General features: G+C 62.1%; 13 protein-coding genes and 1 pseudogene. 4 read left to right on the plus strand and 10 right to left on the minus strand.

Annotated features, from left to right (window positions below):
- Nucleotides 1-694: 694 nt before the first annotated feature.
- Nucleotides 695-2,710: a carbohydrate porin gene (locus tag AC3WLX_RS01480; RefSeq protein ID WP_151650755.1), complete on the plus strand. Its 2,016-nt coding sequence runs from the start codon at nt 695-697 to the stop codon at nt 2,708-2,710.
- A 319-nt stretch (nt 2,711-3,029) separates the two neighbouring features.
- Here AC3WLX_RS01480 and AC3WLX_RS01485 read toward each other — a convergent pair whose 3' ends face one another.
- Nucleotides 3,030-3,260 carry a hypothetical protein gene (locus AC3WLX_RS01485; RefSeq protein WP_028136434.1) on the minus strand — a complete coding sequence of 77 codons (231 nt, stop codon included), beginning with the start codon at nt 3,258-3,260 and terminating at the stop codon, nt 3,030-3,032.
- A gap of 182 nt (nt 3,261-3,442) precedes the next feature.
- Here AC3WLX_RS01485 and AC3WLX_RS01490 point away from each other — a divergent pair.
- Nucleotides 3,443-3,680: pseudogene (locus tag AC3WLX_RS01490) on the plus strand (DUF2171 domain-containing protein).
- A 159-nt stretch (nt 3,681-3,839) separates the two neighbouring features.
- On the opposite strand, the gene flgB reads toward AC3WLX_RS01490, so the two are convergent.
- Complete coding sequence (flgB, locus tag AC3WLX_RS01495; RefSeq protein WP_151650756.1) at nt 3,840-4,241, minus strand: flagellar basal body rod protein FlgB; 402 nt, start codon at nt 4,239-4,241, stop codon at nt 3,840-3,842.
- Between the two features lie 416 nt (nt 4,242-4,657).
- Here flgB and flgK point away from each other — a divergent pair, with 416 nt between their 5' ends.
- On the plus strand, nt 4,658-6,538 hold the full coding sequence (gene flgK / locus AC3WLX_RS01500) for a flagellar hook-associated protein FlgK (RefSeq protein ID WP_028136435.1): 1,881 nt from the start codon (nt 4,658-4,660) through the stop codon (nt 6,536-6,538).
- Between the two features lie 259 nt (nt 6,539-6,797).
- Complete coding sequence (locus AC3WLX_RS01505) at nt 6,798-7,040, plus strand: DUF2171 domain-containing protein (RefSeq protein ID WP_028136437.1); 243 nt, start codon at nt 6,798-6,800, stop codon at nt 7,038-7,040.
- A gap of 100 nt (nt 7,041-7,140) precedes the next feature.
- Here the strand turns inward: AC3WLX_RS01505 and AC3WLX_RS01510 are convergent, their stop codons facing one another.
- From AC3WLX_RS01510 to AC3WLX_RS01545, 8 genes are all read right to left on the minus strand, one after another.
- Entirely contained in the window at nt 7,141-7,320 is a 180-nt protein-coding gene (locus AC3WLX_RS01510; protein ID WP_028136438.1) for a hypothetical protein, read from the minus strand.
- A 103-nt stretch (nt 7,321-7,423) separates the two neighbouring features.
- Nucleotides 7,424-8,662: a tetratricopeptide repeat protein gene (locus tag AC3WLX_RS01515; RefSeq protein WP_162006317.1), complete on the minus strand. Its 1,239-nt coding sequence runs from the start codon at nt 8,660-8,662 to the stop codon at nt 7,424-7,426.
- Nucleotides 8,663-8,974: 312 nt separating this feature from the next.
- Complete coding sequence (locus tag AC3WLX_RS01520; RefSeq protein WP_028136440.1) at nt 8,975-9,988, minus strand: cation diffusion facilitator family transporter; 1,014 nt, start codon at nt 9,986-9,988, stop codon at nt 8,975-8,977.
- Nucleotides 9,981-10,880, minus strand: a complete 900-nt coding sequence (locus AC3WLX_RS01525) for a cation diffusion facilitator family transporter (protein ID WP_028136441.1) — start codon at nt 10,878-10,880, stop codon at nt 9,981-9,983. The genes AC3WLX_RS01520 and AC3WLX_RS01525 overlap by 8 nt, the downstream gene beginning before the upstream one ends.
- Nucleotides 10,881-10,883: 3 nt before the next feature.
- On the minus strand, nt 10,884-11,744 hold the full coding sequence (locus AC3WLX_RS01530) for a hypothetical protein (protein WP_028136442.1): 861 nt from the start codon (nt 11,742-11,744) through the stop codon (nt 10,884-10,886).
- On the minus strand, nt 11,741-12,235 hold the full coding sequence (locus AC3WLX_RS01535) for a hypothetical protein (protein ID WP_028136443.1): 495 nt from the start codon (nt 12,233-12,235) through the stop codon (nt 11,741-11,743). Before AC3WLX_RS01535 ends, AC3WLX_RS01530 begins: the two co-directional genes overlap by 4 nt.
- A gap of 25 nt (nt 12,236-12,260) precedes the next feature.
- Entirely contained in the window at nt 12,261-12,500 is a 240-nt protein-coding gene (locus AC3WLX_RS01540; RefSeq protein ID WP_028136444.1) for a PilZ domain-containing protein, read from the minus strand.
- Between the two features lie 25 nt (nt 12,501-12,525).
- Nucleotides 12,526-12,840 carry a ferritin family protein gene (locus tag AC3WLX_RS01545; protein WP_028136445.1) on the minus strand — a complete coding sequence of 105 codons (315 nt, stop codon included), beginning with the start codon at nt 12,838-12,840 and terminating at the stop codon, nt 12,526-12,528.
- Nucleotide 12,841: the final 1 nt, after the last annotated feature.

Raw genomic sequence — 12,841 nt, forward strand, 5'->3', positions numbered from 1 at the left:
TGTGAAGCTAAGGCGTCTTGCTTTCCAATTCGGCCACCGAGAACGGGTCACCATGTCCGGCCGCGGGGCGGTCTGGAATACTCGATGGTGAAGCCACCACCCATCTCCTTGTCGACCCCTGCTGAGACCCCCGTTTCTGCCGACGAGAGAGGCATCGGACGGCGCGCGAGGCAACTCCCCCGCGCCACGCCCCGGACCTCCGCCGGAGAAGACCGGTAACCCGGCAGAGCGATTCGATCTCCAGAAGAACTTAGAGGCCCACGCAGGCGCCGAAACACGATCCGGAGGTCGGCACCGATATCCACCTCGATCGCGCTCACCGCGGGCACTGGGCGCAGCGCCTCCAACAACTGTTGCAATTCCATCACGTCGACAGTGTTAAACGATTACCTGTCCAATAGCACTTCTTGCAACTAAGAACTATTCGCAATAAGGCTGGATGGGTTCACTGGGTCATCTCCAGATGCGTGTCGTCCACCATCGCGCTCCATCACCTGCCCTCGCGGCGTCGAGCGTTCGAGGTCGCTTGCGACTGGGCGGGGTCCTAAACGGGTATGCACAACCGCGGGTGCTGCAGGGTCGCTGTGAAACATTTCGCGGCGAATGCACGCCTGGTCAATTCAGCGACAGGATTGGCGGCGTGCAGGCTAGATTCAAATTGTTGCCAAGCGGCCGCCGCCGTATCGAAAGCGGTATGAAGAGGCGGACGCTCGACGCGATGAAGAAGGTCATCATCGGCATGATCCTGGCGGCCGTTCCGGCCGCCAAGGGACTTTCAGCCGAACTCGGCGAAGTCCGGCCCGGCCAGGCCGTCGACTGGAGCGGCCCCTTCGTCGGCGGCCATTTCGCCTATGGCGTCGGGTCCTCGCAGTACGCTTTCGGCGCCCCGGGACTGGCTCCGTCGTCCGGATCGATCGACCTGACGAACTCCCTCAACGCGTTCAAAGGAACCGGCTCCTACGCTCTCGGACTGGGCGCCGGCTATAACTACGTGCTGCCGTCCCACGTGCTCCTCGGCATCGAAGGCGACCTCACCTTTCCCAATACGATCTCCGGGACAACTTCGGTCGTCGGCGCTCAAGGGCCGGCGGCCCTGAAGGAAACTGTCCTGACATCGGGAACGCTGAGGGCCCGCCTGGGATACGCGTCGAGGTCCTGGTTGTTCTACGCCACGGGCGGCTTCGCATGGAGCTACGACCAGGCGACGCTCGACCCGCTCGACGGCACCCCGGGAGACAAGATCGGGTTCACTCGGCTCGGCTCCGCTTGGGGCGCCGGCGCCGAAGTCGCCCTGTCGGCAAACTGGTCGGCGCGGTTCGAATATCTCTACACGGACTTCGGGACGAAAGAGAAAGCGTTCGGCGGCACGCAGCATCTGTCCTCGGATCTCGCGGTGCAGACCGCCCGCCTCGGCCTCAACTACCGCTTCGGTCAAAATGGGCAGAAGGTTCTCGAGGACGGCTTGACGCCCTTCGAAACCGACCAGTTCAGCATCCATGGGCAGACGACCTATCTGCAGCAGTACGCGCCACCGTTCCGCTCTCCCTACACCGGCACGAACAGCCTCATTCCGAACCAGACCCGACAGACCTGGGACGTGACGCTCTACGCCGGCTTCAGGCCTTGGGCCGGCGGAGAATTCTGGGTCAACCCGGAGATCGATCAGGGGTTCGGCCTGAGCTCGACCTTGGGTGTGGCCGGATTTCCGAGCGGCGAGGCCTACAAGGTCGGATCCGCTGCGCCCTACGCCCGCATTCCCCGCGCCTTCTTCCGTCAGACGTTCGACCTCGGCGGTGATACCAAGAAGGTCGATGCCGACATCAACCAGTTCGCCGGCACGCAGAGCGCCGACCGCTTGGTCCTGACGGTGGGAAAATTCGCTGTCACCGACGTCTTCGACACCAACAAATATGCCCACGACCCGCGCAAGGATTTCATGAACTGGTCGATCGTGGACACCGGCACGTTCGACTACGCCGCCGATGCTTGGGGCTTCACCTACGGCGCCGCCGTCGAGTGGTACAAGGGCGACTGGACATTCCGCGGCGGCTTGTTCGATCTGTCGACCGTTCCCAACAGCACCGAGCTGGATCCGACGTTCTCCCAATTCCAGTGGGTCGGCGAGATCGAACATCGCCATGAGATCTGGGGCAAGCCGGGCAAGGTCGCGGTTACGGGATTCCTGACACGCGGGCGCATGGGGCGCTTCGACGAGGCCGTGGCGCTCGCGCAGGCGACGGGCACAGCCGCGGACACCGCCCTGGTCCGGCGCTACCAAAGCCGGGCCGGCATCAGCGTCAACCTGGAGCAAGAGGTCACGAAGGAGCTCGGCGTCTTCGCTAGGGCCGGCGTCGCCGACGGATCCAAGGAGTCCTATGAATTCACCGACATCGATACGACGGTTGCCGCCGGCCTGTCGCTGGCGGGATCTTCCTGGAACAGACCTAACGACACGTTCGGATTCGCCGGCGTGTTGAACGGCATCTCGCAAGCGCGCCGCACTTACCTCGATGCGGGCGGTCTCGGCATTCTCGTCGGAGACGGACGCCTGCCGAACGCCGGCCCCGAGAAGATCATCGAAACCTACTACAGCTTCCCACTGTGGTCGTGGCGCGCAACGCTGGACTACCAGCTCGTCGTCAACCCGGCCTACAACCGCGACCGCGGTCCGGCGTCGATTTTCGGCGTGCGCGTCCGCTCGCAATTCTGACGGCCCATCACGGACAACGCGAACCGTCTATTGCCAACGCTGGATCGTGTCGGCGTAAACGGGGCTTGCAAGCGCGGTTTCAGCCAACACAGTCCTGGCGCTGGAAATGACATCGGAAGCGCCCTAACGACTGTTCTCTCCGACGAGGCGTGTTTTGGATTCCGAGCGCAGATCCCGACGCCAACGAAGGCCTTTCGACAGTATAAACCAAAAGGCCGCCCCAGGAGGCGGCCTTCGTATTCGCGTCGCTGCATTCGAGCGACCATCAGCCGGATTGTTGGAGGAGGACATCCCCAGCCGTACGTTCCGCGGAGCTTCCTCAATAGCGGTGGTGGCCTCGCTTGATCACCACCGTCCTGTTGCCGTGCATTCTCATCCCCCGATGCATATCGCCACCATAACGCATGCCGGCCCCATGGGGACCGCGCATCTCGGCCCGCGCGCCGTATCCACCATGATGTCCCCCCTTCTTGACGATCACCGTCTCCGCCGAGGCAGGCAATGCGAACGAAACGGCCAAGCCGAATACCAAAAGACCAAGCTTCTTCATGTTCCAAGTCCCTCTGTCATCAGTCGTTACCCAAGTCACACGTCATCGTGACGTTCCCTCCTACGGAGGCGCCCGGTTGCGACCAAATTACGCACGACTAAACGATGGACTGGTGACCCTGGACGGCGAGCAACCTTGCTTCGGTTCGCGCGTTTCGCGTTTTCAACTAAGGGGGACGCGCGATGCTGGACGCCACGCAGATCAAGGCACGCATGGACGTCATTCCATCGACAAAGAAGCCGTCGGAAAAGTCGATCACCCGGAAGGGCCCGACAAAGATCAACTTGACGAAGCACAGTTCGCCTGACGGCGACCACCATGATTCCGGTGTCCTGGGTCGATCATGTCGACCAGCACGTGCACCTCTCCAAGACCGGCGACGAAGTCGGTAGCCACCGGCAGCACGAAGGAGGCGAATGAGGGCACCCTTCCTCGCAAGCGGACCGAGGCCGAGACTGGGCCCCCCAGTCTCGTATCGCGCCACATTGCTGCGTTCAGCAAACGCGGGTTTTTCGTGTCTCAATGTGCGGTTGGAGCGAGAGATTGAGAAAATCGGAGCGCATATAAGATGATGTCTTGTCAGCGCTTGCCCAGCGCGGTCTTGAGAAGACCCAGACTCCGGCTGTACAGGGCCGTTGCGGCCGCGTAGTCCATTTGGTTAGCGGCCGACTTCTGCATCTCTTCCTCAAGGCTCACAGCGTTTCCCGCGGGACGTGTCTGGTAGCCACCCGGCTTTGTTTCAGAAGAACTCCCACCACCCGAAGGAAGTTGGTGGGACGAGTTGGTACGCATCAGAGCCAGCGCAAACGTCTGACCCGTGGCCTGACCCTTGGCGCCAATTTTCGGTTCGACCAGATCAGTCGGCTTGAAGTTGGGAGTGTCGGAGTTTGACACATTCTGCGCCAGCACCCGCTGGCGCTGCTGGTGCCAATCCATTTTTGTACGAAGCGCAGCGAGAGTGGAAATATCATTGATCGCCACCGACGTTCCTTCCCGCTTGAATGCTTCCACTTTTCTGACTAGGCAGATTTTGCCCACCTTGGTTAACGCTTGGTAAACATGCGGAATGCAGCGACAAGTTGACGCGATCAGCGCTCGTTGCTCATGTAGATTTCTGTCAAATCGAACTTTTGATCATCGCTTCGACATCCGGACACAGCGGAGCATCACCGATGCATCGACGAAATCCGACGCGCGCGCGCGAAAGCGCGATTCACTCCTGTATTATTTGCATGAGACTCTCAGGCAATTGTTACCCCGCTCCGCGAGCGAGCTTGCAGTTATTGCAGAAAACTACTGACTTTGCTGCGTTTCGGAGGTTCTGATCGTTGGCATAGTTCTTGCGAACTTCGCAACACGCCTCGCGCCCGTTGCTTCGATCAAGAACGAGCTTCACCATGAGCCTAAATTCTGCCCTTGCCAGTGCGATGAGCGGTCTGCGTGCCAATCAGGCCGCGCTCTCGATCGTCTCATCGAACGTCGCGAACTCGCAGACGCCAGGCTACGTCGCCCAGACGCCGAACCAGATCGAGGTCACCACCGGCGACTTCGGCTCGACCGCGATGACGACCGGCGTCAGCCGGGAACTCGACACCTATGTGCTGAACCAGCTCCGCACCGAGACCGGCGGAAGCGGCTACGCCGACCAGATGGCGAGCATCCTAAAGCAGCTTCAGAATGTGTATGGCACGCCCGGCAACAGCGGCACGCTCGAAACCGCGCTGAACAACTTCACCACGTCGCTGCAGGCGCTGTCGACCAGCGCCGGCTCGTCGTCGGCGCAGAACGTCGTGCTCGGCGCGGCGCAGGCGCTGGCGCGGCAGCTCAACGTCACCACCAAGGGTATCCAGTCGCTGCGCTCCAATGTCGAGCAGGATCTCGGCAATTCGGCGCAGGCGGCGAACGTGGCGATGAAGCAGATCGCCGACATCAACACCAAGCTGCAGGGCCTGTCGGCTAACGATCCGTCCGCCGCGACACTTATGGATCAGCGCGATCAGGCCATCAACACGCTGTCGAAATATGTCGACCTCCGCGTCACCACCGACGGCTCGAACCAGGCCAACATCTACACAACGACGGGTATCCAACTGGTCGGTGCGGGTCTCGCCTCGCAATTCACGTTTGCATCTGCCGGTGCCCTCTCGGCGACCTCGCTCTACAACATCGATCCGACCAAGTCCGGCGTCGGCGCACTCAACGTCAAACTGCCGAACGGCTCGATGATCGACGTGGTCGCCAACAACGTGGTATCCTCAGGTCAGATGGCGGCCGATCTCAAGCTGCGCGACGAGACGTTGGTGCAGGCGCAGACCCAGATCGACCAGCTCGCCGCGACGATGTCGAGCGCGCTGTCCGACAAGACGACGGCCGGCAGCACCGTCCCCGGCCCGCCCACCGGGTTCGACCTCGACCTCTCCGGCGCGCAACCGGGCAACACGGTCAACATCACCTACACGGACACGGTCACCAACACCCAGCGCCAGGTCACCCTCGTCAACGTGACCGATCCTGCGGCGCTGCCGCTGCCGAACGCCACCAATGCCAACCCGTTCCAGATCGGCGTGAACTTCTCCAGCGGCATAAGTGTGATCGCGGCGGCGCTCAACACCGCACTGCCAAACACGCGTCTGACATTCGCCGCGGCCCCCTCGCCGGCGCCGGCGATGACGCTCCGGGTCACCGACGAAAACACCGGCCTTGCCAAAGTCAACTCGGCCTCGATCACCAAAACGATCACATCGCTGAGCTCGGGCAATCCGCAACTGCCGCTGTTCACCGACGGCGGGCAGGCTCTCTATACAGGTGCGATGATGGCCTCGGGCTCGCAGATGACCGGCCTTGCCGGCCGCATCGCCGTCAACACGCAACTGGTCACCGATCCGAGCAAGTTGTCGGTCTACAACACCTCGCCGGTGACGCCCGCAGGCGACACCACTCGCTCGGACTATCTCTACTCGCAGCTCACGACGGCGGTGTACTCCTACTCGTCGCAGACCGGTCTGGGCTCGTCGAGCCAGCCATTTACCGGCAGCATCTCGAGCTACCTCCAGCAGTTCCTGAGCGTCCAGGGCAACGCCGCGACGCAGGCGACCCAGCTTCAGCAGGGCCAGAACGTCGTCGTCTCGACGCTCCAGGCCAAGTTCAATTCGACCTCCAGCGTCAACCTGGACTCGGAGATGTCGAACCTGATCCAGCTTCAGAATGCCTATGCGGCAAATGCCCGAATCATGTCGGTCATTCAGGAAATGATGGACGTGCTCATTAGAGCTCAATGAGCGACTTGAGAAAGCCGTCACTGCCTTGCATAGCGCTGTCGATATTCGACATGGTCGCTCGTCCGCGGGCGATGGGAGGCATCTTCAACCTGTCGTTCGGCTCTCCATACCGGCGGAGCCCCGGCGGCGTGAATTCGTCGTCGCAACAATCAGCCGTCACGCCGGTAATCATATTTCCTATGGGCCATCCTTCAGCCGCGCGAGAGCAACCTTCCCGGTACGGGGGCGTTGCATCCTTCCACTCACTGGAGGATACCCCATGCGGGACACATCGCAGATCAAAGAGCACATGGACGTGATTTCGTCGGACAAGAAGACCGTAGGCAAGGTCGACCATCTGGAGGGTAGCGATAAGATAAAGCTCACCAAACAGAGCTCGCCCGACGGCGATCATCATCACTTCATCCCAGTCGCCTGGGTCGATCATGTCGACCAGCACGTGCACCTCTCCAAGACCGGCGAAGAAGTCACCGGCCACTGGCAGCACGAAGGTCGCAAGTAATCACGGCTTCTCGACTGGGAACCTCGCGCCTATTCGGCAGCCGACGCGACAACAGCCGCGTCGGCTCCTCTCCTCAAGGACCCGGGAGTTTGCGCCGAACTCAGCCGACGAACAGTTTTCGTAGAGCGATCACGGCGACCGCTGCGCCCAGAGGACCGACTAGCGTGACCCAGTAGCTGTCGGGAAACGCGCGATGCAGCAGGATGCCGGCCGAACTGGCCGACAACGCTATGAGCACCAATAGTCCAACAACGAAGAAGACGCGCTGAACCTTGGACATGCTGCGGGAATTCGCGTCCTCCTTTTCACTATCGTGGCGAACCACCGACCGTCCTCTCGTGTCGAAATTAAAGGAACCCCGCGGACGACGACATGCGCGTCCTCTACCTCGCCTCTTTGTCGTCGCGTAGCTCGGCTTGAGCAGCGGCGAAGATGATGTCCACGGGACGGCACCGATCCACAACCTTCCGAAGCATCCGGCGGCCGTCCGCCTTCTGTTGGCCGTGACTCAGGAACTCACCGACGAAGAAATCCGCCTCGCAGAGCCGCCTTTCGCCTTCGGCGCCCACACCGCCGCCGGCGTCTTGGCGCACCCGGTCCATGTCCAGTTTGCCCAAGTAAAAGTCCAGGACCTGAGCCGGCCACTGGGTGCGATCCACCCTCGCCGCGTTGCGCTCAAGTTCCTCGCGGTCCGGATTGCCCTGGTGGATGCGGGCGATGTGCATCCAGATCGCGGGAAAGGCGTTCGTCGGCCTCAGTCTCGCAGCGACACGCAAGTCTTCGATCGCCCCCGCGATCTCGTCCGAATAGAGCCGCGCTCGTCCCCGTCCGAGATAGGTCGCGGCGTTGCCGGGATCGATCGTTTGGGCGCGGTCGAAATCGGCCAACGCGTCCTTGTAGCGTCCCATCGTCATGTAGGCGCTCGCCCTGTTCGACCAGAAGATCGGATCGGTGCCCTTGAGACGGATCGCCTCGTCGAAATCTCCGATCGCCTTGTCGGTGTCGCCCAGCAGGAGATACATGCCGCCCCGGTTGCTGTAGGCGTCCGCGAAGTCACGCTGCAGGTCGACCGCCCGGTCGTAGTCCGATATCGCGGCCCGATAATCCTGCTTCGCGATGAAGGCATGGGCGCGGTTGTAGAAGGCTTGCGCCGCCGTTGGATCCAGCCGAATGGCTTCCCCATAGCTTTCGATGGCCCGGTCCACCTCTCCCTTGCGTTCGTAGACCGATCCGAGATTGTTGTGAATGAGCGCGCTGGTCGGGTTCAGCCGGAGAGCTTGTAGTAGATCGTCGCGTGCCTTGTCGAATTCCCGTCGATCGGTCCACGCCAGCGCGCGGTAGACGTAGGAGTTCGGAAAGTCGGGCAACAGCGCTATCGCGGCGTCGAAATCGCCCAAGGCGAGACCGCGCAGTCCGAGCGCGTCATACGATACCCCTCGCCCGTACAGGATGAAGCCGCGTTGCTCGGGAGTGAATTGCCCTTGCTTGATGGCTTCGCTGAACAATTGGATGGCCAGCGGAAACTGCTTCCTGTCCTTTGCCGCGAACCCTTCCCGCGCGAACTCACGGGCGCTCTGGGCGAACGACGGTGAACCCAGCAAGCACAGCAGGCTGCAGGCCACGAAAAGTAACCTCAGCCCCTTCCCGAATATTTGGCTGTCGAACCCTTCCGCCCATCCCCTGCCCTTCGGAGCCTCCTTTGTCACGACCGCCCTCAATTCGCGACGCGTCTGGCAGGAAATCTGCCGTCTACGCGCACACCGCATTCCTCGCAGGAAAACACCCAGCCGCCGACCTCCGTTCGCCAGTCGCCATCGTGCGGACAGTTCGGGCATGCTACCCTCCCTCTTTCGTTTCCCACGTCGATCTCGATATCGAGCGCCGACTTCAGACGGTGAAGGCGCTCGAGCTTGTCGTCCTCTCCCTCATCCACGCTAGACCACGTCGTCGGGCGCCAGCGCGCACGCGTTGTTCTCGTCGGTCTCGATCTGCAGGGTCGCGTGTCCGATCTTGTGCTCTGTCCTGAGCAGCCGGGCCGATTCCATCAGGAAATCGTCGCCGGGATGTCCGGTAGGCATGACCAAATGACACGTGATCGCCGTTTCCGTCGTGGAGATCGGCCAGATATGCAGGTCGTGGATCTTGGCTACGCCCGGCCGCTGCAGCAGAAATGACCGGACGGCTTCCATGTCGGTTCCGGACGGTGCCGCGCTCAATGACATCGCGACCGAGCCGCGCAGAAGGCTCCATGTGCTCCACAGGATGACGGCGCAGATGACCAGGCTCATTCCAGGATCCAGCCAAAGCCAACCGGTCCAGAGGATGAGCGCTGCTGACGCCACGACGCCGGCCGAAACGGCGGCGTCGCCTGCCATGTGCAGAAACGCCCCCTGAATGTTGATGTCGCCCTTGCGGCCGCTCGCGAACAGCATGGCCGTGGCGCCGTTGACGACGATGCCGATGGCGGCGACCACCATCACGGTCAGGCCGGCGACAGGCTCCGGTTCGTACAGCCGCAATATGGATTCCCATCCGATGGCGCCGGTCGCGACGAGAAGAAACACGGCGTTCGCCAGCGCAGCCAGGATCGACGCCCCCTTCAGACCGTAGGTGAAACGACCACTGGGCGCCCGCTTCGAGGCGACTGACGCGGCCCAGGCCACGACCAGGCCGAGTACGTCACTCAGATTGTGCCCGGCGTCCGCCATCAGTGCCGTCGAGTTTCCGAGGTAGCCATAGACGGCTTCGGCCGCGACCAGGGCGGTGTTCAGCCCGATGCCGATGGCGAAGGCCTTGCCGAAGCTCGCCGGAGCGTGGACGTGACCGAGCCCGCCATGATCATGGTCATGTCCGTGCCGGTCGGCGCCATGATCGTGACGGTCATGATGCCGATGATCATGGTCGGTGCTGCCGACGGGACCAGCGTTACGGTGACCCGTTTCAGACATGGAGTACGGTTTCCTCGCCTCTCATGGCCTCGTCCTCGATCTGGATCGTCGTGTGCTCGATTCCGTATTCCGCCTTCATCAGGTTCCGGGCCTCCCGCAGCGCCTCCCGCCCGGCCGACATGTCGGCCACGACGAGGTGGCAGCTCATGGCGTCGAAGCCGGACGTGACGGTCCAGACGTGCAGATCGTGGACGGCCACGGTTCCCGGGATGGCAAGAAGCTTCTTCTCGATCGCAGCGGTATCGACGTTGGGCGGGGTCCCCTCCATCAGGATGTGCGTGACCTGACTAAGGAGCGACCACGTCCGGGGCACGATGAACAGTCCGATGCCGGCGCCGATGATCGGGTCCGCGAGAACCCAGCCCTTCCACATCATGAGCAGCGCGGCGACGATCACGCCGATAGATCCGAGCATGTCGCTCAGCACCTCGAAGTACGCGCCCTTGACGTTCAGGCTTTCGGACGACCCGCTCGAAAGCAGCCACATGCTGACCAGATTTACGGCCAGGCCGATGGCGGCGACGATGAGCATCGGTCCGCTGAGGACCTCCGGCGGCGACTGGAAGCGCTGGTAGGCTTCGTACAGGATGTAGACCGTCAGCAGCAGCAGCACGACCGCATTAGCCAGCGCCGACAGGACCTCCATGCGCAGATAGCCGAAGGTCCGCTGCGGGGTCGCTTCGCGGGCGGCGAAGCGGATCGCGAGCAGCGCCAGCGCGAGTCCGCCGACGTCGGTCAGCATATGGGCGGCGTCCGCGAGCAGCGCCAAGCTGCCGGTCACAAGTCCTCCGATGACCTCCGCGATCATGTAGGTCGCGGTCATCGCGAGGGCCCAGGCGAGCCTCTTCGCGTGTTTAGCGCCGGCCGTTCCGACGGATCCTCCTCCGTGCATGTGTCAATCTCCCGTCGTGGTCGTATTTTGGGCGCCGCCGTCCGGATATTCGAGCGCTCGGCGGAGGTTTCGCTCGAGCTCGTCGAGCAGGAAAAAGCTTACGTCGTCCACCGAGCCGTGCCCCTTGGCGAACGGCTGCTCGAGGAGCCGGACGAGGTAGAGGACGTAGACGAACATAAAGGTGATGAAGCCGAACAGCAGCGCTGACGCCGGGTCGCCTTCCGTCTTCAGCAGCAGGAGCAGCAGTACGATCGAGAACACCAGCGTCTGCACCAGCACGTGCACGGACGGCACGAACTCGACGCGCTGAATGGTGTAGATCCGGAGCAATGCCCTCCGGATCACGTCCTGGTTCGTCCGGAGGCGGACGACGAAGTTCGCGGCCATACCCATGCCCTCGAGCCGGCCCAGGATCGGCGTCAGTTTGGCCAGCTCATCGAGGGCGGGAGGAACGTTCTTGTGGCCGTTTTTGTGCCCGAGGCCCTCGCGGAGCCTGTCGATCAAGGCAAGCAACAACAGCCGCGCCTTCCGCAGGTCGAAGGCATCGTTGGTCTGCGCGAAGCAAGCCAGGTCACCCTCAATCGCCTCGATGGAATTCCTGAGATCGGCCGGGATCTTCTCCGCCTCCTTGTAGTCCTGGAGGATGCTCGACAACAGAAAGCCGACGATGAACACGGCGCCGCCTATGCCGCTGGTCAACAGGCCGTTGAGATCCAGGAACTCGAATCCGAAGTAGTGGACCGCGACTTTCGCCGCGCTCAGAAGCAGCACGACGACGCCCACAGTGAAGAACAGCCGGAACTTCTTCCAGAGGGAGATATCGGCGCCACCGAAATGAAGATGCGAGATTATCGATGACGTCACCGCTCTTGGCCCTTTCCGAATGAATGGACAGGCGCGAATGTGCGCCCGTTCCAACGTAATATCGCCCGCCGGCCTCCCTCGAGCTCCAATCCGACGGTCCCGCCGGCGTTGATCAGCTTCATGTCGTCGACATAGGCGTTGAAGACACGGCGCGAACGGCCACCCCGCTCTAGGTAGACTTCATGAAGGCATCGCTCCGCCCGGCAGATCGCTTCTCGCCGTTCGCAGGCGAAGTTTTCGAAATGCAACGACCTGAAGTGCAGGCCGCCGACGTCGATGGTCGTAGAGAAGTAGTGCGTCGCTGCAGCTTTCCCGCCGCATGGACGCTCCAGACGGGCCAGACCGTGACGGATGTCGACCGGAAGCAGATCGATGTGCTCCGCGGCATACGGTCGTTCGCTCGCGATACTGCCGCGACCCTCGGCGGCGCCTATGGCCGCGATCAGACTCAAGATGCTTCCCAGCGCCAAAAAGAGTCCATACTTCCTCATTTGCGCCTCCGCTGCTGAGCCGAACTCACTCTTCGAACTCCACGCCCAACCGCTTCTCCTTGACCCACGCGACACGACAGGTGCGCCGCGTTCCGTCCGCCGGCACCACAAGCGTGAATTCGCGAGGGATGCCGAGCGGACTTTCAACCTCCAACATCGCGCCGCGATCGCTGAGATTCCGGATGGAGCAATCGATCGCGGAGCTTCCGAACTCGATCGATCCCTTCTTGAGAACCCTCCGGCGCTGGTCTCCACGTCGTTCCATTCCGGCTGCTCCGGCAGTCATGCGATCAGTCGACCGCTTTCTCGGCCTTCTCGCCGAGCTTGACGATGTCGCCTTGCGTGAAGAGGATTCCCTTGAGCTCCTCGCGCCACTCCTTCTTCCGTCGCAGCAGGAATTCGAGGTTCATCCCGAAATGCTTGAATTCCTCCTTCTGGGCGTTCGCCATGATGGCTTTAGCCTTCTTATCCTTCTCGACCGACATCCGTTGTTCGTACCAATTGATCGCTTCGGCTTCCTCGATCAGCGAAGCCATCATCCGCGCGAAGGTGCGGACCTCCTGCGAAAGCTCCTGCGGCGGTTCGTGGTATTGGTCGAAACCCATC

The sequence above is a fragment of the Bradyrhizobium sp. FW305-F6 genome (assembly GCF_058782905.1).

Excerpts from the sequence above, each read along its gene's own strand:
- flgK (WP_028136435.1), top strand. The coding sequence starts at position 4,658 with ATGAGCCTAAATTCTGCCCTTGCCAGTGCGATGAGCGGTCTGCGTGCC.
- AC3WLX_RS01525 (WP_028136441.1), bottom strand. The coding sequence starts at position 10,880 with ATGCACGGAGGAGGATCCGTCGGAACGGCCGGCGCTAAACACGCGAAG.
- AC3WLX_RS01485 (WP_028136434.1), bottom strand. The coding sequence starts at position 3,260 with ATGAAGAAGCTTGGTCTTTTGGTATTCGGCTTGGCCGTTTCGTTCGCA.
- AC3WLX_RS01510 (WP_028136438.1), bottom strand. The coding sequence starts at position 7,320 with ATGTCCAAGGTTCAGCGCGTCTTCTTCGTTGTTGGACTATTGGTGCTC.
- AC3WLX_RS01535 (WP_028136443.1), bottom strand. The coding sequence starts at position 12,235 with ATGAGGAAGTATGGACTCTTTTTGGCGCTGGGAAGCATCTTGAGTCTG.
- AC3WLX_RS01520 (WP_028136440.1), bottom strand. The coding sequence starts at position 9,988 with ATGTCTGAAACGGGTCACCGTAACGCTGGTCCCGTCGGCAGCACCGAC.
- AC3WLX_RS01480 (WP_151650755.1), top strand. The coding sequence starts at position 695 with ATGAAGAGGCGGACGCTCGACGCGATGAAGAAGGTCATCATCGGCATG.
- AC3WLX_RS01505 (WP_028136437.1), top strand. The coding sequence starts at position 6,798 with ATGCGGGACACATCGCAGATCAAAGAGCACATGGACGTGATTTCGTCG.
- AC3WLX_RS01540 (WP_028136444.1), bottom strand. The coding sequence starts at position 12,500 with ATGGAACGACGTGGAGACCAGCGCCGGAGGGTTCTCAAGAAGGGATCG.
- AC3WLX_RS01545 (WP_028136445.1), bottom strand. The coding sequence starts at position 12,840 with ATGGGTTTCGACCAATACCACGAACCGCCGCAGGAGCTTTCGCAGGAG.